The organism is Clostridium sp. DFI.1.208 (genome assembly GCF_024463855.1).
In the GTDB taxonomy this organism is placed as follows: Bacteria; Bacillota_I; Bacilli_A; order Erysipelotrichales; family Erysipelotrichaceae; genus Clostridium_AQ.
The window spans coordinates 26600-50431 of the sequence record NZ_JANGCA010000037.1; the positions used below are offsets into that span (position 1 = coordinate 26600).

Annotated in this window: 22 protein-coding genes; 19 read left to right on the top strand and 3 right to left on the bottom strand. The window is 43.9% G+C overall.

What is annotated here, in order from left to right:
- The first annotated feature begins 422 nt into the window (after positions 1-422).
- From NE665_RS16780 to NE665_RS16815, 8 genes are all read left to right on the top strand, one after another.
- Positions 423-1343, top strand: a complete 921-nt coding sequence (locus tag NE665_RS16780) for a hypothetical protein (protein WP_117444549.1) — start codon at positions 423-425, stop codon at positions 1341-1343.
- 387 nt (positions 1344-1730) lie between these two features.
- A complete protein-coding gene (locus NE665_RS16785) occupies positions 1731-2435 on the top strand; it encodes an ATP-binding cassette domain-containing protein (RefSeq protein WP_117444548.1) in 705 nt (234 codons plus the stop codon).
- Positions 2436-2444: 9 nt separating this feature from the next.
- Positions 2445-3365 carry a SufD family Fe-S cluster assembly protein gene (locus tag NE665_RS16790; protein ID WP_117444547.1) on the top strand — a complete coding sequence of 307 codons (921 nt, stop codon included), beginning with the start codon at positions 2445-2447 and terminating at the stop codon, positions 3363-3365.
- A gap of 146 nt (positions 3366-3511) precedes the next feature.
- Entirely contained in the window at positions 3512-4540 is a 1029-nt protein-coding gene (locus tag NE665_RS16795) for a methyltransferase domain-containing protein (RefSeq protein ID WP_117444546.1), read from the top strand.
- 107 nt (positions 4541-4647) lie between these two features.
- Entirely contained in the window at positions 4648-5454 is an 807-nt protein-coding gene (locus NE665_RS16800; RefSeq protein WP_118654746.1) for a helix-turn-helix domain-containing protein, read from the top strand.
- On the top strand, positions 5451-5726 hold the full coding sequence (locus tag NE665_RS16805) for a hypothetical protein (RefSeq protein WP_117444862.1): 276 nt from the start codon (positions 5451-5453) through the stop codon (positions 5724-5726). Before NE665_RS16800 ends, NE665_RS16805 begins: the two co-directional genes overlap by 4 nt.
- 45 nt (positions 5727-5771) lie before the next feature.
- Positions 5772-6389, top strand: coding sequence for a thermonuclease family protein (locus tag NE665_RS16810; RefSeq protein ID WP_117444861.1), 618 nt, complete (start codon positions 5772-5774; stop codon positions 6387-6389).
- Positions 6390-6769: 380 nt separating this feature from the next.
- Positions 6770-7666 carry a MerR family transcriptional regulator gene (locus tag NE665_RS16815; protein WP_118654747.1) on the top strand — a complete coding sequence of 299 codons (897 nt, stop codon included), beginning with the start codon at positions 6770-6772 and terminating at the stop codon, positions 7664-7666.
- A gap of 336 nt (positions 7667-8002) precedes the next feature.
- Here the strand turns inward: NE665_RS16815 and NE665_RS16820 are convergent, their stop codons facing one another.
- The gene (locus tag NE665_RS16820) at positions 8003-9202 is read right to left on the bottom strand and encodes an FprA family A-type flavoprotein (RefSeq protein WP_117444858.1); all 1200 of its coding nucleotides are present in this window, start codon (positions 9200-9202) and stop codon (positions 8003-8005) included.
- Between the two features lie 202 nt (positions 9203-9404).
- On the opposite strand from NE665_RS16820, the gene nagA reads away from it, so the two are divergent.
- From nagA to NE665_RS16850, 6 genes are all read left to right on the top strand, one after another.
- Complete coding sequence (gene nagA, locus NE665_RS16825) at positions 9405-10544, top strand: N-acetylglucosamine-6-phosphate deacetylase (RefSeq protein WP_117444857.1); 1140 nt, start codon at positions 9405-9407, stop codon at positions 10542-10544.
- A 1013-nt stretch (positions 10545-11557) separates the two neighbouring features.
- Entirely contained in the window at positions 11558-12343 is a 786-nt protein-coding gene (locus NE665_RS16830; protein WP_117444856.1) for an HAD family hydrolase, read from the top strand.
- Positions 12344-12425: 82 nt separating this feature from the next.
- Positions 12426-13289 (top strand): aldose 1-epimerase family protein, encoded by an 864-nt coding sequence (locus NE665_RS16835; RefSeq protein WP_117444855.1) that lies wholly within the window; start codon positions 12426-12428, stop codon positions 13287-13289.
- 426 nt (positions 13290-13715) lie between these two features.
- The gene (locus tag NE665_RS16840; RefSeq protein WP_117444854.1) at positions 13716-14636 is read left to right on the top strand and encodes an aldo/keto reductase; all 921 of its coding nucleotides are present in this window, start codon (positions 13716-13718) and stop codon (positions 14634-14636) included.
- A gap of 203 nt (positions 14637-14839) precedes the next feature.
- Positions 14840-15562 carry a glucosamine-6-phosphate deaminase gene (nagB, locus tag NE665_RS16845; RefSeq protein ID WP_117444853.1) on the top strand — a complete coding sequence of 241 codons (723 nt, stop codon included), beginning with the start codon at positions 14840-14842 and terminating at the stop codon, positions 15560-15562.
- Positions 15563-15920: 358 nt separating this feature from the next.
- Complete coding sequence (locus NE665_RS16850) at positions 15921-16778, top strand: Cof-type HAD-IIB family hydrolase (RefSeq protein ID WP_117444852.1); 858 nt, start codon at positions 15921-15923, stop codon at positions 16776-16778.
- Between the two features lie 44 nt (positions 16779-16822).
- On the opposite strand, the gene ybaK is transcribed toward NE665_RS16850, so the two are convergent.
- Positions 16823-17305, bottom strand: a complete 483-nt coding sequence (gene ybaK, locus NE665_RS16855) for a Cys-tRNA(Pro) deacylase (RefSeq protein WP_117444851.1) — start codon at positions 17303-17305, stop codon at positions 16823-16825.
- 115 nt (positions 17306-17420) lie between these two features.
- On the opposite strand from ybaK, the gene NE665_RS16860 reads away from it, so the two are divergent.
- The 5 genes from NE665_RS16860 to NE665_RS16880 all read left to right on the top strand — a co-directional run bounded on the left by NE665_RS16860 (position 17421) and on the right by NE665_RS16880 (position 22931).
- On the top strand, positions 17421-18296 hold the full coding sequence (locus NE665_RS16860; RefSeq protein ID WP_117444850.1) for a Cof-type HAD-IIB family hydrolase: 876 nt from the start codon (positions 17421-17423) through the stop codon (positions 18294-18296).
- 62 nt (positions 18297-18358) lie between these two features.
- Complete coding sequence (trxA, locus tag NE665_RS16865) at positions 18359-18667, top strand: thioredoxin (RefSeq protein ID WP_117444849.1); 309 nt, start codon at positions 18359-18361, stop codon at positions 18665-18667.
- A 199-nt stretch (positions 18668-18866) separates the two neighbouring features.
- Positions 18867-19592, top strand: a complete 726-nt coding sequence (locus NE665_RS16870; protein WP_117444848.1) for a DUF554 domain-containing protein — start codon at positions 18867-18869, stop codon at positions 19590-19592.
- Between the two features lie 962 nt (positions 19593-20554).
- Complete coding sequence (locus NE665_RS16875) at positions 20555-21865, top strand: MFS transporter (protein WP_117444847.1); 1311 nt, start codon at positions 20555-20557, stop codon at positions 21863-21865.
- Positions 21866-22514: 649 nt separating this feature from the next.
- Positions 22515-22931, top strand: a complete 417-nt coding sequence (locus NE665_RS16880) for a hypothetical protein (RefSeq protein WP_233104747.1) — start codon at positions 22515-22517, stop codon at positions 22929-22931.
- Positions 22932-23255: 324 nt separating this feature from the next.
- Here the strand turns inward: NE665_RS16880 and NE665_RS16885 are convergent, their stop codons facing one another.
- The gene (locus NE665_RS16885; protein WP_002608255.1) at positions 23256-23456 is read right to left on the bottom strand and encodes a cold-shock protein; all 201 of its coding nucleotides are present in this window, start codon (positions 23454-23456) and stop codon (positions 23256-23258) included.
- Between the last annotated feature and the right edge of the window lie 376 nt (positions 23457-23832).

Consider the following 23832-nt stretch of genomic DNA (forward strand, 5'->3'; position numbering starts at 1 on the left):
GCGCTCTATGTCCTTTTTTGCTGTGGTTATCAACTGCTGATTACGCTTACCTTCTACACCCTGTGTGCTGCTGTAGTTCTATCATCGCAGTCTTACTGTATGACAAGCTATGTACGACGCACCTTATTGAAGCGCATGTCTGCTTCTTTCATGATTGAATATTGCTATATGTATCTTCTTCATCATCTCCCCATATCATTGGAAAGGGATGAAAGCAGTGTTGGACATAGTGAAATACCCCATGCATATGCTTGTGCTGCACATTCCATCTCATACAATCCTTATAGAAGGCAGCTCATGGCAGCATTTAGTAGCCTGCATACGTATTGAAAGTGAGATACAACCGGACAACTGGAGAAGATTCTCCTCTTGTCTGTCATTGCCTGCTGTGCTATGATTTAAAAAAAGAGATGGGAGATCATATGAAAAAGGATATCGTTGAGCTACGGCATCAGCTTCAGAAAATTGAATCGGATAAACAGTATCTGAAGGAATGCAGAAAGCGTCTTCATGAGGTAGAGACTGCATTACAGCAGGCTGAAAAACAGCTGCGAAAAGAAAACCGGGATGTGGAAAAGCTGCATACCGCATCCGTTGCTTCCATCCTTGCATTTTTTGCAAAGGATAAGGAGGAGCGTCTGGTAAAGGAAGAACAGGAGGCGATGCAGGCTGCGTTCCATGTGCGGCAGCTTCAGGAAAATGCAAAGGCACTGCAACAGGATATTGATGACTGTGAGCTGAATATCGTCCGGGAGGAGCTGGTTCGTAAGCGGCTTGCGGAATGTGAGCTAGAGGAAGCAGTACAGCATTCTCTCGATGGAGAAGCGCTGCGTGAACAGAAGCAGCTTATGGATGCACATACACAGCGGCTAAAGGAAATTCAGGAGGCTGTAGAGGCCGGTTATCTGGTGCTGGATCAGCTGAAAAGTGCGCTTCGCAGTCTGGATGGTGCCTCATCCTGGGGCTTTATGGATATCGTAGGAGGCGGCATCCTGTCCACTGCCATGAAGCATTCCTCACTGGATAAGGCTCAGAAAAAAATCGCACTTCTGAAAATCAATCTATATAAATTTCAAAAGGAGGTTCAGGATGTTCAAGGGTTTCAGGTAAAAGCTGTAACGCTTTGTGATGGCACGATTGTTATGGATTACCTGTTTGATAATATATTTACAGACATGTTCGTACAGTCCAAAATACGGGAATCGGAAAAATCTCTACAGCAGGTAAAATGTAAAATTGAACAAATCATGGATTCCTTACTGCAGGAGCGTATGCATACGCAGCAACAGCTGGAAAAGGAACAGGCAGACTACGAGCGCATGTGCAGAAAGACTATAGATTAAAAGCGGTATTTGCTAGCACCGCTCATCCTTCAGCTTAGTGCAATGCAAGAGAAAGAACCACAGTGTTCGCTTTTTAACTGTGGTTTTTGTATGCTGCAGATTTCAAATGCATGCGATCTGTTTCTGTAAAGTCATAACGAATACCGATGCGTAAACATGCTGACGAATGTGCATTTCGCCAGCAAAAAAATCATAAAACTGCAATCTTGTGCAGGGAAAGCGGTCTATGGCAAATCACCGGTTATGGTAGCTCGTCGGGGATCTCTTAGAATTTGCTTGGAAATAGGAATCTGTTTTGCGGTATTTTCTTGATTTCTTATCCAAATCATTATATATTTTACAATATTTGTGATAAAATAGAAAAAGTATTGGAAAAGGAGAGATAACATGCTGGAATTGCGCAATGTATCCTTTGAGGTAGATGGAAAAAAGATTGTAAACAACATCAGTCTGACGATTGAAGACAATAGATTTACTGTAATCACTGGTCCTAACGGCGGAGGAAAATCGACGCTGGCAAAGCTGATTATGGGGATTGAAAAACCAACGGAGGGAACGATTCTGTTCGATGGGGAGGACATTACTGCAATGTCCATAGATGAACGGGCAAAACGACAGATTGGCTATGCATTTCAGCAGCCCCCAAGATTTAAAGGGATGAGTGTGCACAAGCTGCTGTCTCTGGCACATGGCAAGGCTTTGGATGAGGAAATCTGCTGCAGCTATCTGAGGGATGTCGGGCTGTGCTCTAAGGATTATCTGAACAGAGATGTGGATACCTCCCTGTCCGGTGGTGAGGTAAAGCGGATTGAAATCGCAAGTATTCTCGCCCGTGATCTAAAGCTGTCCATATTTGATGAACCTGAGGCAGGAATCGATTTGTGGAGCTTTGCCAAGCTTGTGGAAACCTTTCAGCAGCTGCAAAGGGAATCCAGACAGTCCATTATTCTGATTTCTCATCAGGAGCGTATCATGCAGCTGGCGGATGAAATTATCATTATCGAAAACGGAGCAATCAAAACAAAAGGCGACAGGGATGAAATTCTTCCGACACTGATGCGTGAATTTGATTCCTGTGAATTTAAAAAGTAGGTGAAGCAGATGGAACAGATGGAAAAAAATCTGCTGAAGACAGTTGCGGATATCAGCGGCTTTATGCCGGGCAGTGCCTTCAGCTTAAGAAAAAACGGAGCCGGTGTGGAACGTCATTCCACTGAGCATGTAAAAATTCTGGCTAAAACAGATAAGCCGGGGATTGATATCATCGTGGATGCCAATACGGTTGGGGAAAGTATACATATTCCGGTTATTCTGACAGACAGCGGCGTGCAGGACATGGTATATAACGATTTTTATATCGGAGAAGGTGCGGATGTGGAAATTATAGCCGGCTGCGGTATTCACAATGATGGCTGTGATACCTCACAGCATGATGGAATCCATACCTTTCATATTGGAAAGCATGCCAGCATTACCTATACAGAAAAGCATTACGGTGAAGGCAGTGGCAGCGGTGGCAGGATTTTGAACCCGACAACGGTTATCCATATGGAGGAAGGCTCCTTTGCCAAAATGGATATGAGTCAGATCAAGGGTGTGGATTCCACCTTTCGTAAAACAGAGGCAAATCTGGGCACATCTGCCAAGCTGGTAATCAATGAAAAGCTGATGACCCATGGAGAGCAGAAGGCACACTCGGATGTGACGGTAAATCTGAATGGAGAGGACAGTGTCGTTCAAATCGTATCCCGCTCAGTGGGAAAGGATCATTCCGTGCAGGTATTCCATCCGATTGCAGTGGGAAACAATCGTTCCCGTGCACATATTCAATGTGATTCCATCATTATGGGAAAAGCGAAAATCAGTTCAATACCGGAAATTGCTGCGAACCACGTGGATGCGGAAATCATTCATGAAGCGGCAATCGGAAAAATCAACAATGACCAGCTGATTAAGCTGCAGACCTTTGGATTAAACAGCGAGGAAGCAGAAACGGTCATTGTGGACGGATTCTTAAAGTAATTTGAAAACAGTTTTATACGCAGGAGGTCTGTTCTCCCCGGTGACAGGGAGGACAGATCTCCTTTTTGAAATACAGGAAGAAATTTAAAATATTTTCTTGACCTTCGTCCTGAGCGAAGGTGTACCATATGCATGAGGTGATAGGAATGTACAAAATAAAAGAGCTGGCAGAGCTGTATGGAATCCATACGAATGCTCTTCGATTTTATGAGAAAAAGGGACTGCTGCCGTCACGGCGGTTAGAAAACGGCTATCGGATCTACGGAGAAGAGGAGCGGGCTTTATTGCAGAGAATTTTGCTGTATCGGGCGATGAATTTTTCGATTGCGGATATCAAAGAGCTGTTAAGCAGGGAGCAGGGCAATGCACAGGAGCTGTATTTTCAGCAGCTGCAGCTGTTAAACCGTCATCTGCATGAGCTGTCTGCCATACGGGAGCATATCCTGCACGAGCTGAACGATATGCTGAGCAACACCTATGAGGAACAGCAGGATCAGGAAGAAATGCAGAAGCTGCTGCAGGAATTACATAAAAATCGGGAATGGAAGGATCGCTGGGATTTTGATTCCTTTGCAAGGGTGTATGATGAGGTTGTGCATACCCCTGCAGCACAGGGACTGCCGTTTTACGAAGCATATGATTGCGTGCTGGATGAAACTGCAATGCATGCGCAAAAGCATGGCGGAAGGCTGCTGGATATCGGATGCGGTACCGGCAATCTGAGTGCGCGCTTAGCTTATGCAGGGCTATCGGTTGTCGGGGTGGATCAGTCTCTGGAAATGCTGGTTCAGGCAAAGAAAAAGCTGCCAAAGGTGCTTTTTCATCAGGGAACCTTTCTGTCGCTCCCCTTTGAACAAGCCTCGTTTGATACCATAACAGCCTCCTATGCTTTTCATCACTGTGATGCACAGGAACGACCCCTTGCCGTTCGTGAAATGAAGCGCGTTCTGCGCAGGCAGGGACGTATTGTGCTTGCCGATCTCATGTTTGAGCATGCACTGGAACGCAGGGAGTATGAGCAGCACTGTACAATGCAGCAAAAAGCTGAGCTGGAGGATGAATTCTTTACAACGGTTGAGGAGCTGACTCAGATTTTTTCTCAGGAGGGCTTTATTTGCTCGAAATATAAGGTTTCTGACATCATATGGATTTTTGTGGCAGATTTACCGGAATAAGACAGAGAACAGATAAAAAATAAGTGCTTTGTGTGATATCTACGATTCGTCGATAGGTGATTTTGTGAAATCATGATATGATACATGTATAGAAACGAGGTGCATGTATGCAGCAAAGGGAGATTGGCATGCAGATTTCTGCAGCAAGAAAGAATTTAAAGTATACACAGCGGGAGCTTGCAGATAAGCTTGGGGTGAGTGACAAGACAATCAGTAAGTGGGAGCGTGGCGCAGGCTATCCGGACATTTCCTTGCTGCTGCCGCTGTGCAAGGAGCTTGGCATAGAGGTTTCTCAGCTGCTTGGTGATGAGGAAACGGATACACAGAAACCGGGAAATGAAAAAAATCTGAAGAATCTTGCAGATTATGCTGTTTTGAAGGTGAAGGAAAACAGAGCGCGTATTCAGCGATGGATATGGATGGTACTCAGTGCACTTGCTGTGCTGTCCATCGGAATTTGTCTGCTGTGTAATTATATGCTGGAGGAGACTATCAGCTGGGCATGGATTGCCGCTGTTTCCATCGTATATGGCTGGATGATTCTTACAGCATTGCTTATGACACATCGCTATTTGATTGAAAAAACTATGCTAGTGGCAATGGTGATGCTGTTTCCTTATCTGTATTGTCTGTCGCTGCAGCTTCCAATTTCAAATTTTCTTCCCCTGACCTGGACGATAGCTGCCGCTGCGGATGTATTTGCAGTTCTGATCTATCTGGTATTGCTGCATTGCCGTATTTCCTTCTGGTTCAAGCTGACAATCATTGTCATATTATCCGGAATCTTTAATTACTTTGTGCAGTGGCTGACAGAAGGGGGCTTTATCCAGATGCTGCTGCAGCTGTCTGGAAATCTTATAGCCGCTGTGATGTTAGCAATCGTGGGAATCTATGCAAGGAGGCATGCAAAATGAACCCTGTTGAAAAAATGAATCAAATACAAAGACGTGTAGACGCAGTAAATCACCGGGTTATGAAAAAACGGGAACAGCTTATGAAGCCGACCAAGAAGCAGATGGAGATGTCCATCCTTGTATCAGCAGGCTGCAGCATTGTCTTTCTGATTATGGCTGGAATTGTATTCTTTGTATATCGTCTGCATTTGCAGGCAGCATCATTGGCTGCCGTAGCGGGTTTGCTGTTGCTGAATGCCGCATTTATGAAAAATAAAAAAAGCAAGTCTTGAGAACGACATAATTTTCATTATAATAAAACTCATGGAGAGGATATTATGAAGAAAATTATGTTTTTTTGTCTGCTGGCACTCATGGCAGCAATGCCTGTACAGGCAAATACGAGAGAAGAGGTTGCATTTAGCAAATGTACGGATGGAGATACCGCGCATTTCAAAATCAACGGCAAGGATACGACAGTACGATTTCTGGCAATCAATGCGCCTGAATTTACCAAAACAAAGGAGCCTTATGGGAAAGAGGCAAGTGCATATGTGTGTGATGCCTTGCAATCGGCGGAAACAATCGAACTGGAATACGATGACGGCAGTGATAAGCTGGATAAATACGGGCGAACGCTGGCATGGGTGTATGCGGATGGTGTCCTTTTGCAAAAGGAGCTGGTAAAGCAGGGACTGGCAGAGGTGAAATATATTTATGGTGACTACGCATATACAAAGGAATTGCAGGAGCTGGAAAAGGAAGCCAAAAAAGAGAAGCTGCATATGTGGAGCGATGGAACAGCTGCTGAAGAGCAACAAAATGAAACAATACAGTATGTATTGGGAGCTGCAGGCGGTGTTATCCTACTTATTTTTGGACTGTTCTTTGCGAAGGGCAAGCGTAATAAACAGCGCTATATCCGCAAGGGAGTCCGTCAGCTGCGTAAAAAATGAATGAGAATACACACACTGTTGTGAGAAATTCGGATACTGCTGTAAAAGCTTCAACTGCATACAAGTGAAAACGGCAAAAGAAGCATCCTTTACAGCTAGTTTCAAAGATTTGTTGGCAGTGGAATGTCTTGTAGATTTGCTTTTATTGCAACGACAGCTTTTCCATATGCGAAGGTGGTAGCATTGCTGGAAACAGATGTTTCCTTGCGGTATGAAAAGCCAGGTACCTGTTTTTTTTGCCTTAGCTATGAAAGCGGCGGTGAGAGGGTGAGCGCATTGCAGGATAGGCACTGCGTTCGCATGACAAAAAACAGAAATATGTCTGTTTCTATTGACCTGTACGTCGCGTACAGGTATATGGTTTAGCTGGAGGTGATCTCATGAAACTACAGGAAGTGGCACAGCAGGTGCAAATGACCAAGCGGGCCATCAAGTATTATGAGGAAAAGGGACTGCTGCAGGTGGAAAAGGATGAAAACGGTTATCGCCGATATACCGAAGAGCATATAGCTGTTCTGCAGCAGATTCAGGTTTATCGAAAGCTGGGGATGGAGCTGTCTGCCATTCAACGCATTTTTCATGATCCGCAGGTGGAACAAGAGGAGCTGCAGCGGCTTGAGGGACAGATGCAGAGACAACTGGAGCAGCAATCTGCACAGCTGGAGGCAGTGCGCCAAATGCTGGCAGGCGCAAAGGATTACCAAGTGCTGCAGGAGCAGCTTGATTATCAAACGATTGCGGCAGCTATTCAGGAAATGATACCGGGCATTTATGGCAAGCTCTTTCTGCATCATTTTCTGCCATATCTGCAGATTCCCATCACGACGCAGGAGCAGCGGGATGCCTATCAGGCAATTCTCACATTCTGGGATACAACCGACCTGAAGATGCCGCTGTCTATGAAAATCGTTACATTTCTGATGGGGTTTTTGCAAAATCAGCAGGCCGCAGCAATACAGGCAAGGCTGGATGCACAGCTGAAAAGGCTACTGGAACCGAATGCAAAGCAGTACGCGCAAATGAAAAAGGCGGTTCTCCATCAGTATCGGGTTCAGAAATATTGTCTGCTTCGCTATCTGCCTTCCTCTATCAGTAAACGGCACTGGATGATGGAACTGCAAAGAAGCGGTTACAATGATGTATTCCTGCCGAATATGGAGAAGCTGAGTCCAACCTATCGGGAATATCGAAATGCCCTATATGCAATCAATGACAGGATTTGTACAGAGCTGAATCTAGGCTATGATGAATATTTCCATCTTGTGAAGAAATCATAAACCTTTTTCTGTCCGTGCTGGAATGCGGCGCCATTCCCATCACAAACAGAAAGTGAAAAGCAGGTGATACGCTATTAGTTCTTTCTCCTGTCAGGATGTTTATGAAAAAGAGAGTTCGATTTCTATTGATGAACGCGATCATTTTGAATGCTCTATTTCAGGTTATACCCACAAGCGAGTAAGAGCCACGTTATTGCTGTGCTACCTTTTTCAAAACACACTGCGTGCTTCAGCATGTATGTTCATGTACTAGCGTTCTGCATAAAAAAACAAGGCATATGATTTCACGTGCCTTGCTTTTTTATGTAGATGTTTCATAGCAGTGCCAAATCAGGACTACATCGCCTTGATTTCTTCAGCAATCTGCTTTCCAAGCTCCATCAGTGCGTCCAAATCCTCTTCACTCGGTGTGTAATTCTGTGAAACGACCGTATCATTCAGCAGGGTGATGCCGGCTTTTTCCAGACGGGCATTGATTTCCTTTGTGACAAGATTTGCCCAGCCGTAGGATCCAAAGCCCAGACCCTTTTTATTCTTCACCTTGCAGGTAACCAGCTTTTCAAGGAATGCCGCGATACTTCCTGCCATGGCATTGTTGTAATTTCCGCTTCCAACCAAAATCGCCTTGGCATCCAGCAGCTCCTTTTGAATGATCGCTGGGGAAGTCATTGAGCATTTGAAGATTTTTACACAGATTCCGTTTCTTCCCATGCCCTCTGCAAGTGCCTCTGCCATCATCTGCGTATGCTTCCAGACACTTTCATACACGATAACTGCTTTATCAACCGCCTTGAAGGTCGCAAAATCCTCATATGCCTGAAACAGCTCCGGCAGGTAGCTTCTCCAGATAATACCGTGTGCCGGGGCAATCATATCAATGTCTAGCTTCATCTCTTGAATCTGCTTCAGCTTATTAGCAACCTGCATACCATATGGCATGACGATGTTTGCATAGTAATCCTTTGCACGATCAATACACTTGGCAGCTCCGTGTGCATCATCAAAGATATCATAGCTTGCAATGTGCTGTCCGAATGCATCATTGGAGAATGCAATTTTCTGTTCTGCGACATAGGTCAGCATGTTATCCGGCCAGTGAATCATCGGCATTTCCACAAATGTCAGTGTGTAACGTCCTGTGGATAAGGTATCTCCGGTTTTCACCCTTTGAAAATCATAGCTTTTGAAATACTGCTTCAGCATGATACCCACACCGGCATTGCTTGCATACGGCTTGGCATCCGGATAATCCTTCATAAATTTCAGGAAGCCTCCGGAATGATCCGGCTCTGCATGCTGCACGATGACATTATCAATGGTACGCTCACCGATTACCGAACGAATTCGCTCCATCATCGTATCATAAAATTCTTCTTCAACTGTATCGATCAGCGTCACCTGCTCATCCACAATCAGATAGGAGTTGTAGGTTGTCCCTTCTGCGATCGGAAACAGATCACCGTGAAAATGGCGGCAGTTGAAATCATGAACGCCGACCCAGTACATATTTTCTTTAATTTGTATTGCTTGTTTCATTTCCTTCACCTCTGGCTTCTATTTTAATATGATATAAGGAGGATGTCCACTTATTTGATTTTTTATTCACAAATAAAATACATACCGTTATTTGCAGTTTTTAGCAGAAACGGTACACGAATTGAAAATTAAGTTGCAAACCCGTTTAAATTCAAAGATTCGGGTAGTATAATATAGATATCAATAAAGGAGGAGCTATTTCATGATTATTCAAAGTAAGAGAGTATGGGTACTCGGTCACTTCATCGAAGCCCAGCTGGAGCTGGAGGATGGAAAAATCAAAAATATTCTGGCGTATGGCGCAAAACCGGCTGATAAGGACTATGGTGAAAGACGAATTGTACCGGGATTCATTGACGTTCATACACATGGTGCTTATGGCTTTGACACCAATGATGCGGAAGAAGAAGGTCTGCGCAACTGGATGAAGCACATCCCTGAGGAAGGTATTACCGGCATCTGTCCTACCACAATTACACAGACAGAGGAGGTACTTACCAAGGCAGTGAAAAATGTCGCAAAGGTTGTTGCGGATGGCTATGAGGGTGCGGAAATCCTCGGTATTCATTTTGAGGGACCATATCTGGACATGGTTTACAAGGGAGCACAGCCGGAGCAGTGTATCGTAAAACCGGATGTTGAACAGTTCAAGCGATATCAGAAGGCTGCCAACGGACTCATCAAAATTATAACAATGGCTACGGAGCGCGATGAGAATTTTGAATTGACAAGATATTGTGCAGCAAACGATGTCCGTGTGAGCATCGGACACTCTGCGGCAACGATTGAAGAAGCAGGAATGGCGATTGCCAACGGAGCTACTTCCATGACGCATATCTTTAACGGAATGACTCCCTTCCATCACCGCAAGCCGGGTCTGGTAGGGGCTGCTATGCGCTTCCGTGATACCTTTGGCGAGGTCATCTGTGATGGAAATCACTCTACACCGGATGCATTGAATGATCTGTTCATGGCAAAGGGAAGAGATTATACCATTATGATTACGGATGCGTTAATGGTAAAAGGTCTGCCGGTAGGGACAAAGGTTCTCTTCGGCGGAAATGAAATTGAGCTGTATCCGGATGGAAGTGCACATCTGACTGGCGCAAAGAGTCTTGCAGGCTCTACTCTGAAGGTCAATGAGGGCTTGAAGGTGCTTGTTGAAAAAGCGATGATTCCTTGGGATTACGCAATCAACTCCTGTACACTGAATCCGGCGAGATATCTGAATGTGGATGATCGCAAAGGAAAGCTTGTGGCTGGCTATGATGCAGATATCGTTGTACTGAATGACGATTACTCTGTAGAAATGACATATGTAAGAGGAAAAGAAGCATTCTAATCAGCGTACGAAATCGTAAGGGAATCCACAGGATTCCCTTTCTTCAGCAATTTCACGGCAATGCTCACATAATTTGGGTTGAGCTTTGCTGAATTACACATAATTTACCATGATCTATACATAATATATTGATAGACATTTTGTATACTATAGTCAAGCAAGAGGTATCTTGCTTGTATGAACTATTTCCCCCAAAATTATTTCATACTTTCTCCCTTTCAAAATAATAATTATCATATACAGAGAAGATGCTTCCCCCAAGGCATCTTTTTTGTTGGCATGCGTCAACCTTTCTAAGACAATCTGCAAAGAATTGCCCACAGCCATACCTCATGATCTTATTCTTTTGTACAGGCAGTTTTCTTGAATTAGATTATGTCATCTGTACCTGTTCAGCTTTTTCATATCAGGAGACGACAGCGGTGGGGAAATCAAGAGTGCAGCTGCAGCAATTTCCAGCATAAAAGGGTGCATACAGTCGCTTGATCCGCTGCCAAGATATCGCATATAAGTTACCATGCTTATACATCATATAGCGATTGTTTAGCGCATCCTATATGCTAGCAGAAGGTATCCTGCCTGTATGGAATATGCTCCCCCAAAATTATTTCATGCGTTCTCCCTTTTAATACAATAACCATATACAGAAAAAGGTGCTTTCCCCTAAGGCACCCTTTCTGTTGGTGTATAGAAAGAAGTGACTGAGATTTTTACACCCTTTTTCTAAAGTCTGTATCCTTGTGCGTTCACACAATTTGGGTACCGACACTTGAAAGAACACACATTTTTACAAGTTCTCTACATATTTAAAATATAACTTTTTAGTATACTGTAGTCATGCAGGAGGAATCCTGCAGATATGAATTTTTCCCCTCAGAAAATTTTTCATACTTTTCCTTTCTATTAAATAAATAATAAGCAACAGCAAAAGGAGCACTTCCCCCAAGGTGCTCCTTTTGTTTTCTTTGTCTGTCGTGCTATAATGATAAGCGTTATGAAATGAGGGATTCCATATGAAAAATATAAAAGCTTTATTTTTTGATGTAGACAATACGCTTTACACCCATCGCATTCACGATTTTCCTGCAACTACCCGCCTGGCGTTGAATCTCCTAAAGGAAAACGGATACCGTATCGGTGTCGCTACAAGTCGCTGCCGCTATGAGGTCCGCAATCTTCCGTCCTTTTTCCGTGAATTTTCCTTTGATGCCGCAATCTATGATGGCGGAGCACTGGTCATGGGAAGGAAGGAGGTTGTCACCAGCTTTCCTCTGCAGCAGGAGCAGGTGGAACGGCTCATCCGCTATTGTGAGCAAAGACATATACCGGTACGGTATTCCACCTTTGACAATGACTGTCTGACAACACCGTGTCCCCACAATATTCGTGATGAGTTTTTCAAGCTGTATCTGAATATGCCCATCGTCAAGCCCTATGCACAGGAATCGGTCTTTAATATGCTTGCCTATCCGCAAAACGAAACACAGCGGAAAGAGATTCTCGCCCTTATGAAGGATGCCTTTATTGTGACACATTCCTCCAACACATTGGAAATCACTGCGGAAAACGTAGATAAAAGCAGGGGTGTAGAAGCGATGGCTGCACATTGGGATATACCGGTAGAACAGATTGCGTGCTTTGGTGACGGTGCCAATGATGTGGGCATGCTGCGTGCTGCGGGCATTGGCGTCGCTATGGGAAATGCCAATCCAAAAGCAAAGGAGGCAGCAGATCATATTTGTGCTTCCATAGACGAGGACGGCGTGTATCTCTTCTGTAAACAGATGGGGTGGATATAGCAGGAACTCCTGCAGTTTCTGCGGCATCTGCATTTTTGTTGTGCTATAATAGACATGAACATTGTACGAGAGGAGAGGCTGTATGAAATTAACAAATAATCGTTATGAGGTAACCTTTACTGCAAAGGGTGGAGAAATTGAAAGCTTTACCGATTTAAAAACCGGTATGCAGTATATGTGGCAGGGACATCCGGATTACTGGACAGGAAAAAATCCCGGGTTGTTTCCGTTGGTAGGAAACACTCTGGATGGTACCTATGAAATTGATGGTAAAACGTACGCTATGAAAAATCATGGACTGGTTCGTTATGCGACGCTGGATTGTGTGCGCGATGATGGAAATGAGGTCATCCTGGCATTTGATAGCAGTGCGGAAACAAGGGCACAGTATCCCTTTGATTTTCATTATGAGGTAGGCTATGCACTGCAAAACGATACGCTTACGGTAACCTATCGCATTACAAACACCGGAGAGAGCGAAATGCCGTTTACCTTTGGCTTGCACCCGGGCTTCAACTGTCCGTTGTGCGAGGGGGAGGCGTTTGAGGATTATACGATGCGCTTTACGAATCCTGAGCAGCTGAAGCAGCTGGTGTTTGATCCGGAAAAGAAGAAGCCCTATGTTCTGGAGGATGTAAGCCTGCAGACGATACCATGCAGCTATGAGAATATCGAGAAATATGCAACGCTGATCTATCAGGGGATGAAAAGCTCCTATCTGACATTATCCGGGCCAAAACATCACGGTGTGCGCATATCCATTAGCGGATATCCATATCTGGCGATCTGGACAGCGAAAAAAGGTGCACCGTTTATCTGTCTGGAGCCGTGGTACGGTCATGCGGATTTTTCAAAAGTAGAGGAAGACTTCTACCATCGTGAGGGTACGATGACGCTTTCTGCAGGGAAGACATTCACAACTGCTTATACAATTCAGGTATTTTAAGAAACAGGGATATGCAAATAGAGCATGTGTCATAGAAACGGGGAACCGGATATGATAAAAGCTATGCATATCCCTTTTTATTTCTGAAATTCTTGTTTGCGGCAAGATGAAAAAAGCTGGATTTCTTGGTTTCATTTCCGATACCTATATCTGAAAAGCCCAGCTTGTGAAGCATAAGAAGAGAATGCAGTAAAGCATGCGTTTTAAAAAATGGAATTCATCTAAAAGGGCCTTCTTTCTTTTATAAACAGCGATGTCCTTTTGGATGTTGATAGCCCTGGCTGATGGTGCACGTTCATCTACATGCTTCGTCTAGGGATACCATGATATGAAAACAAAAGAAATACTCATTTTATATGTATCCACATACACAAAAAAGAAGTATAATGAAGGCAATCGATAAAGATAAAAGGAGGAAGCAAGCATATGAAAAGCATTTGCATTGCGGATACGCAGGCACCGGCTATCGTTCAGGGCTGTATGCGTATTGATGCTATGAAACCAAAGGATTTGGAGACCCTGATTCGTCGTGATCTGGAGCTGGGAATCAATTTCTTTGATCATGCGGATATTTATGGAAGGGGTGTCTGCGAGGAGCTGTTTGGAAAGGTGCTGAAGACGCAGCCTTCCTTGAGGAAGGATATGCTCATTCAGTCAAAATGCGGTATTCATCGCAGTGAAACGACGCATTATGATTTTTCAAGGGACTACATAATTCGTTGTGTGGATGCTTCTATTGAACGTCTGCAATGCGGATATCTTGATTATCTGCTGCTGCATCGCCCGGATGCCCTGATGGAGCCATTGGAGGTAGCGGAGGCTTTTGATGCCTTATATACATCCGGCAAAGTAAAGCATTTTGGCGTCAGCAATCACAATCCCTATCAGATTGAGCTGCTGAAAAAATATAGTAAGCAGCCGATTGAAATCAATCAGATGCAGCTGAGTGTGATGCATACGCCGATGATTGACGCCGGGGTGAATGTCAATACCTTCGATTCGCGCGGCATAAACCGCGATAACGGTACACTGGATTACTGCAGACTGCAGGATATAACGATACAATGCTGGTCACCGTTTCAGTACGGCATGTTTGAAGGGGTATTCCTTGATAATCCGAAATTCCCTGAGGTGAATACACGCATACAGACACTTGCCGATAAATATCAGGTCAGCAACAGTGCGATTGCGGCGGCATGGCTGCTTCGCCATCCGGCACACATGCAGGTAATTCTGGGTTCCGTCAATTTGACGCGTATAGAAGGAATCGTGAAAGCATGTGACATTACGCTTACCAGAGAGGAATGGTATTCCATCTATGTTGCAGCGGGAAATCAGCTGCCATAAGCATTTGATCTACGACTGCAGCCGTCGAAAGCGAAAGCTGCCATAGAGAAAAAGCAGAGGCTCTCGTATGGGATAGCATGCGCACTGCAGAAAGCCTGTGACGCACAGGTAGCTGGAAATGCAGGATATGTATGTTCTGACATTGAAAACATGCTTTCAAAATGGTATGATAATACTGTGTAATATCAGGAGGAGAAAAGAAAATGAAAGTTATTGTAGTGAAAGATTACGATGCAGTAAGCAAAGAAGCATTTGATGTTATGAAGGAAGTTGTCACAAGCAAAAAGGATGCTGTTTTAGGTCTTGCGACAGGCTCCAGTCCAATCGGATTGTACAAGAACATGATTCAGGATCACAAGGACAATGGAACAAGCTATGCACAGTGCCAGTCTTTCAATCTGGATGAATACGTAGGAATCGACAGAAATCACCCGGAATCCTACTGGACATTCATGCATGAAAATCTGTTCAAGGGAATTGATTTGCCGGAGGACAAGATTCATGTACCTTATGGAAGCACAAAGGAAGATTGTGAAGGATATGAAAAGGCTATGGAAAATGTCAGTGTGGATGTGCAGGTTCTGGGAATCGGCGGTAACGGACACATCGGTTTCAATGAGCCGGGTACACCGTTTACAGAGGAAACACACATTGTTGAGCTGACAGAGAAAACACGTTCTGATAACGCGCGTTTCTTTGACAATGACATCAATCAGGTGCCGACACATGCAATCACAATGGGAATTGCGACAATCATGAAGGCAAAGAAAATCCTGCTTGTAGCATCCGGTGCTAACAAGGCAGATGCTGTTGCGGCTATGGTCAACGGACCGGTTGATCCGGCATGCCCTGCCAGCGTTCTGCAGAATCATGCGGATGTTGTCGTTGTTGTTGATGAGGCAGCAGCTGCAAAATTGGCTAAATAAAATACTATGAGAGAGACGGATATTCCAAGAGAGTGTCCGTTTTCTTTTTGCTTAAAAATGCAAACCGATACAAAACGGCTTACATTCTTGCAAAATAATACGTGCGTTCAGGGAAAAAGGGGGCGTCAAAATTTCTTTGCTATTCTGCATCGGCTGACTTCTAAGAAAGCCTGTTAAGCTATAGGAATATTCTGGTCACAGTCTGAATATCCCTAATGATATTGCATTGTAAAGAAGCTCTTTTGCTGGAACGATCGCAGCCCTGCTTATAGCTGACTGGCTCCTTTACAGGTATTACAGGTTTACTTTTTTTCTATATTCGCTATAATAGGGTTGATAAAGAAAGTAGAGGTAGGATATGGCGATAAAACTGATAGCACTGGATCTGGATGGAACGCTGCTGACCACGCAGAAAACGATTGATGAGGAAACGAAAAAACGTCTGATCAAGGCACAGGAGATGGGAATTTCCATAACAATAGCTACTGGACGAGATAAGGGTGGTATCGATTTTGTATATGAACCGCTGGAGCTTGAGCACAGAGGCAATAATTTTGTGGCAGGAGTAAACGGACAGATTATTTATGATTTTCATAAAAAGGAATATTATGTGGATAAGGTGCTGGATGGCAAGGATGCAAAAAAAGTGATGGCACTGGGGATGAAATATAATTTTGAGGTCATCAGCTGCTGCGGCTATGATTTCTATGATTTGATATCCAAGCGTCTGAAGGCGATGAAAAAGGTGCGCAGTGTTGTGTTTGGACGCCCGATGGATTATGGATTTAATCAGGGAAAGCGAAATTTCATACCGCTGGAGGATGCAGAATATGAGATTACGCAGGATGTAAATAAGTTTGTACTGATACAGACGGCCTCCTTTTTCAAGAAGCATTTACCGCATCTGCGTAAGGAATTAGAGGATTATGAATTGCTGGAGGTCGGTCCTGCATGGATTGAGGTTATGCCGAAGGGCGTATCCAAGGCGAGTGCGTTGTTGCGAATCGGTGAAAAGCTGGGAATCTCTACGGAGGAAATGATGGCGTTTGGAGATGCGGAAAACGATATGGAAATGATCAAAACCGTGAAGTACGGCATCGCGATGGGAAATGCCATGGAATCCCTGAAAAAGGCAGCATGGGATGTCACCGATACCAATGATCAGATGGGAATTGCAAAGGCACTGGATAAATATGTATTTACAGCAGGGGAGTAAGCTCTCCTTTTTTATAAAAAAAGCTGTCATGGAGTATGACAGCTTTAGGCGTCACAGATGATATCTGCTGTTTCGGCATGAATCAGCTTGAGCAGGTCATCCGGTTGCATTTTGATCTGTACACCGATTTTTCCGCCGCTGAACATCATGGCAGGAAGCCGGGTACAGCTCTCGTGCACAAAGGTACGGAATTGCTTCTTCATGCCAATAGGGGAACAGCCTCCGCGTACATAGCCTGTTAGTTTGTTGATATCCTTTACATGAATCATTTCCACGGATTTCACACCGGCAGCTTTCGCACATTTCTTCAGGTGCAGCTCATACGCAACCGGAATTACGAAAACGATATATTCCTTCGTGTTCGCAACCGTTACCAGTGTTTTGAAAACCTGTTCCGGATCCTCCTGCAGCTGCTTCGCTACCGCCAGACCGGCGACAGGCTCTGTTCCATGTGCATAGCTGAACACTTCATATGGCAGCCTGTTGCTGTCAAGAATGCGCATGGCATTCGTTTTCTGTATTTTCATTGCAGTACCTCCACGTTGTGCATTCAGTATAGCATTCTTTTTTTTCTTCTTCCAGTATGATTTTACTTCTGAAGGTATTCATTGTATAATCCTATTCATAAGGGGCGTGATAGAAATGATACAGATGATTGTAATGGATATGGATGGAACACTGCTGACAAGCGAAAATAAGATTTCACCGAAAACAAAGGAGCTGCTGCTGCGTGTGCAGCAACAGGGGGTACGTCTTGTTCTGGCTAGCGGAAGAAGCTATTGCAAGCTGCTGGAATATGCCAAGGAGCTTTGTATGGATGCATACGGAGGTTATCTGCTGGAGGTCAACGGTTTGATTCTGTATGATCTTGCAAGTGGAAAGCGCCACATTCGCAAGCAGATGGGACGCATTGAAATGGAAGAGCTTTTTACATATTTCCGACAATGGGATGTTGAATTTATGGCGCAGTTTGATGACGGATTGTATGATTATAATCCGGAAAGTATCATCAAGGAAAAAGCGGAATATCGCAGGATACACAATCTGGGAGAGGATTATCCATGGACGGGAGGTGCCTTTGCGCTTTTGGCAGATAATCGAAAGGGCTATCCGAATATTCATTATATAGATACATGGGAAGAAATAGACCGCCGTATCAATAAGGTGAGTATCGCCTATCATGCGGATGTGATGGCTGAAGTAAGCGCCCAGGCGAAAAGGGATTTAAAGGATCGCTACTGGCTGGGGCTGACAACGCCGAAATGGCTGGAGCTGATGCCGCTTGGTATTACAAAGGGAAGCGGTTTGCAGGCACTGGTGGACATGCTGGGGATTTCCATGCGCGATGTGATGGCTTTTGGTGATGGAGAGAATGATATCGAAATGCTGCAGGCCGCAGGTATCGGTATTGCGATGGGAAATGCTATGGCTGAGGTCAAGGCGGCAGCGGATGAGGAGACCGACAGTAATAATGATGAGGGAATCTTCAAGGCATTGCAGAAATATTTCGCAGTATGAGCATTTTCATGCATGTTTCCTGTAGAATGTGATATACTGTGGATAGTCGGAGGTACGAGATTATGAAAGTTATAAATAAAGCAGAATTTGAACAAATTACAAAACAGGGTGTTGTCCTGGTGGATTTCTTTGCGACCTGGTGCGGACCATGCAAAATGCTGGCACCTGTGCTGGAGGATTTGGCAGAGGATATGAAGGGGAGAATGGAAATTGTCAAGGTTGATGTAGATCAGGAAGGCGATCTGGCGATGAAATATGGTATCATGTCTGTCCCTACCATGATTGTATTTAAGGACGGAGAGGCAGTAAAACAGATTTCCGGCTATCAGCCAAAGACACAGCTTGCAAGTATGCTGAACCAGTTCTTATAAGCGAAGCGTAACGCAGGCTGCTGCTTATTGCGGTAATAAGAGGTTTTTCATTTCGTGATGTACACAAGGAGATGAAAAACCTTTTTTTATTTGCATACGTTATGCATTTTCGCAGCTGTTTCATAAACAGGCTTAGTGGAATCCATTGACTTTTATATTGCGGAGTGGTACATTTGTAGGAAAAAAGGGAGGCTATTTTATGGGGACAGTGATCAATGCGGCTGCTGTGATTGTTGGAGGAGCTATCGGCATGCTGGTTAAGGGCGGACTTCCGCTTCGTGTTCGTGATTTGCTCATGCGCTCACTTGGCTTATGCACATTGTTTATCGGAATCAGCGGAGCGCTAAGTGCCATGATGCATGTGGAGGGCGCACAGCTACAAACCAATGGCACACTGTTGCTGATCTGCTCACTGGGAGTCGGTGCGGTTGTCGGAGAGCTTTTGCGCTTAGAGGATCGCATGGAGGGATTGGCGCATCGTCTGCAGAATATGGTGAAAAGCAGGGATGATAAATTTGTGGAAGGCTTTGTGAGTAATGCACTTGTTATTTGTGTCGGAGCGATGGCTGTGGTAGGTGCATTGCAGGATGGTTTGACACACGATGCCTCCATGCTGATAACAAAGGCGATTCTCGATGGTATCATATCCATGGTTTTCGCCTCTGCCCTTGGAATCGGCGTATTGTTTGCAGCAGTTCCGCTCTTTTTCTATCAGGGCGCTATCACACTTCTGGCCGGCTTTCTTTCTCCGCTGTTTCGTGAAGCGCTGATCAATAATCTTTCACTGGTTGGCAATGTATTGATTTTCGGTGTTGGTATCAATCTGTTTTTCGGAAAGCAGATCAAAATCGGAAATCTGCTGCCGGCATTGCTTATACCGATTGCCTGGGAAACATTGCAATATCTTTTATCCTGTATGGGATAATGTTTAGGCAGCAAGGGCTCTTTGACCGGATTTTGTTTCTGCAACAGCGAAGATGCATCCCTTTGTCCTGTACATGTGCAAACGTATTGCATAGCGTCATACGACACATACACCATGGAGCTTGCAGGAGAGGGAATGGTGATGAGAATTCAGCAATAAATGAAGACAAAAGAAAAAGAACGCTGAGGGGGTGCGTTCTTTTCCTTTTAGAATTATAAAATTAAATGAAAGGGAGAAAGTATGAATTTCATTTGAGGGGGAAATTATCATACTTGGCAAGAGTTCCTCTTGCTGATTACAGTATACGAAATTGTTATCTGAAAAATATGTCGCAACTATGTGAAATTATGTTGTTGCTTTCCTGTATTGCCACAGGGGCTTTCACCACGCTTTTGATCTTCATTTCCATAGGAGGGAAGCTATACCTCTGACGATATCAAAAATCAGCCTCTCGCATGGCTTGAAACAATAGAAACGCACTGCTTGGGGGAACAGTGCGTTTCTATTATTATCAGTTTTAAATGAAAGAGAGAAAGTATGAATTTGCTTTTGGGGAATTATCATACTAGCAAGCTTTTCTTACTTGCTGCCTATAGTATACGAAATACTTGTCAACAAATAATGTAGATACTGTGGAAAACTATGTTATATTTTCCCCTTATCGTTTTACATTATGGGAAGCATACAGCGAGGCTGTGGTATAATAGAAAAGGTAAGACTTGCTGTAAAGACTTCTACGTATCCATTTACAAGCTTTACGGAGTCTTTCTATGCTTGTGAGGAATCGCATGCTTTCTCCGGCTGTACACAGCTGTAAATGAAAGGGGATATTATGAAATTACCTTATGCAGTAGCTCCATGCAAAGTCTGATGGACGAATCGCTTGCATGGAGCAATGAGTACGGACTCGTCCGCTGACTTTGCCTATCATACAATCATTGTAGAAAAGGAGCAAAGTCAAAATGAACAATCTGAAACAAACGATAAAAGAGCTGCATGTTTTTCTTGTACTCTGGAGTACGCAGGCATGCTCACAGCTGGGAAGCTCTATGACGAGCTTTGCACTTGTCATATGGAGTCTGCAGCAATCCGGCAGTGCTATGGTCAGTGCGATGCTTTCCATCTGTTCTTACACTCCCTATGTGCTGTTCGGCTTATTTGCCGGATCCCTGTGTGATCGCTGGGATAAAAGGAAGACAATGCTGATCTGTGATAGCCTGGCAGCTGCCACGACCCTTGGAATTGGTTTCCTTATGCTGCAGGGAACGCTGGAGATTTGGCATTTGTATATACTGAATGCTGTCAATGGGTTTATGAATACGTTGCAGCAGCCCTCCAGTGAAGTGGCGATTACACTGGTGACACCGAAGAAGCACTATGCCAGAGCAGGCGCTCTGCGAATGTTTTCCAATTCGCTGAATACGCTGCTGGTTCCCATCTTTGCAACGTCTTTATATGCACTATTCGGTATGCAGACAATCCTGCTGCTTGATCTCATCAGCTTCGGCGTTGCCTTTATCGCACTGGCCTTTTTCATAAAGCTGCCTGCTGCCAAGGCACAGTCTATGAAAAAGGAGCCCTTACTGAGCGGGGTGAAAAGCGGACTTCGCTGGCTGCGAGCGAATCGCGGTGTTCTGGATCTGATCCTGTATCTGGCTGCGATAAATCTGGTAGCCTCCGCCTATGATGCCGCACTCCCCTATATGCTGCTGATGCGTGAGGGTGGCAGTGAAGCTGTATTGGGTCTGGTGAATACCTGTATGGGACTGGCAAATCTGAGCGGGAGTCTTCTTCTGATGCTACGCCCGACAAAGCATCACCGTGTGCGGACGATTCATAATGCTCTGCTAATCAGTATGGGAACCGAAAGCTTTTTACTGGCACTGGGAAGAGGACCATCGTTATGGTGTCTGGGAGCGATTCTGGGCTGGCTGTTTATTCCGGTAATGAATACGAATATGGATGTGCTGCTGCGGGAGCATATTCCCCTTGCTATGCAGGGAAGAGTATATGCCGCAAGAAACTCTCTTCAGTTTTTCACAATTCCGGCAGGATATTGTCTGGGAGGAGTGCTTGTGGATTATATCCTTGAGCCCTTTATGGCAAGCCGGGAAGCATCTCCTCTGCTTGTGCATGCTGTCGGGCAGGGAGCGGGGAGCGGCGCAGCGCTTCTGTTTCTGCTGCTGGGATTCACAGGTGTCGCAATCTGCCTGCTGTTTCGACGAGATACAAACATCTGGGCTTTGGAAGCAATACACAAGAAATCATCATAAGTAAAACAAAAGAAGCTCATGCTTGGGTTCATGAGCTTCTTTTGTATCTTATTATCTTTATATTGAAAGGGAGAAAGTATGAAGTTATTCTTGGGGGGAATTTTATCATACCAGCAAGATTACCTCTTGCTTGCTTATAGTATACGAAAAACTTGCAGTTTAAATATGGCGCGATCATGGAAAAATATGTGGAATTTATAATTACTCCGCACAAATTGTGTGATAGCTGCTACAATTTTGTGGATCAAGGAATAAAGCGCAGGATAAACGCAGAAAATGAAAGCCGACAATCGGGTATTTCCGGGATGCAGAACGGGAAAAACAGCGACATGAGGCTGTATTACCTGTTGCATTGACTTGGAAGGAGATTTGGTGTTTTGTACTCTGATAACAAAAAAGACGTTTGGGGGAACGTCTTTTTTGTATCATTATTATTTTATTTTGAAAGGGAGAAAGTATGAAGTTATTTTTGGGGGAAATATGTCATACTAAGCAAGATTACCACTTGCTTACCTATAGTATACAAAAAACTTTCCGTTTAAATATGGAGGGATAATGGAAAAATGTGTGGAATCCTGATTTTTTATACACAAATTGTGTGATAGCAATCGCGGAATGTCAAAAACAATGAAATTCATGATATAATACGATGCATAGGAAGGTGATGGATTTGCAGATTACAGGACTTGAGGAACAGGCTGTAGCGCAGGCTGCTGCTGTGAAATTTCCAGATAAATATATAGAGATGGGCGAAAGTGATCTGTATCTGCCTGATATTGAAAAGGGCAGCTTGACGATTGCGGGTATTGATCATCCTGTATATGCCAGCACGCATTATGCATATGAAGATAAGCTGGTAAATGGAAATAAGACTCGCTACAAGATACCACTGACAACGGTGCTTGTAAAAAAGGATAAATATGAAGTGATCTATGACAGCTACGGGAAATATTATGTGGCTTATAAAAAGGATGAGGAAATTCAATTTGTTCCATATGAGGACTTCTATGAGCTTTTGAAGCCGCTCATTCATGTGGATGAAGAAAAAAACGAGCAGGCGACATAGTTCGACAAATTGCGGAATTTAACTGCTGTATAGTATGGTTGGCAGATGAGAAAACTGCTGATACGTAAATGATCCCCGAAAACTATCCCTAATTTACGTATAACATCATTCTATCCCCTATAATTTTAGAAAAGGCTCTGCAGGTATGCGGAGTCTTTTCTATATCGGGATACAGGGAACCTGCGTTCCATTCGATATCAAACATACGTACAGGTGCTTCCTTGCATAAGCAAGGGTTTCGCAGGTAGACCTTTTGCGAAGATCTTCTCCTCGGGGATATAAAAAAACCGCCGATTTCATTTCGACGGTTCTTTCTCTGTGTAATTAAATTACAGTTACGTTTGCAGCGTGGTCTCCGCGATCGTTTGTATTGATCTCGAAGTTTACCTTTGCTCCCTCTTCCAATGTACGGAATCCGGAAGTCTGGATTTCAGAATAGTGTACAAACAGATCCTGTCCAGCGTCTGTTGTAATAAATCCGTATCCTTTGTCTGCGTTAAACCATTTTACTTTACCTGTACTCATATTAGTACCTCCTTATGATGTAGATAAGAAGCACTCTCATGGCATAAAAAAACACATACGTGAATTGTACAATGAGATAATTACAATTCCTGATATGTGAATATTGAAATCATAGTTATTTGCTTGTTATTACTCATTCAGTATAACACAGCAAATGAGAAAAGCAAGAACTTTCGTAATTATTTGCAAAATGGGATGCTTTTTATATTTAGCGATTTAGCATAACGAAAATCATAGAGCTGCAAGTCCCGGAAGTTTTACACTTAAAAAAGTTGAAAGTTTAAAATATGGCTTAAATAAGCTATTTTTTTGTCAAATTTATTTGATTTTATATTCGTACTTTAAGGTACTTTATGGTATAATATACATAGGCAGG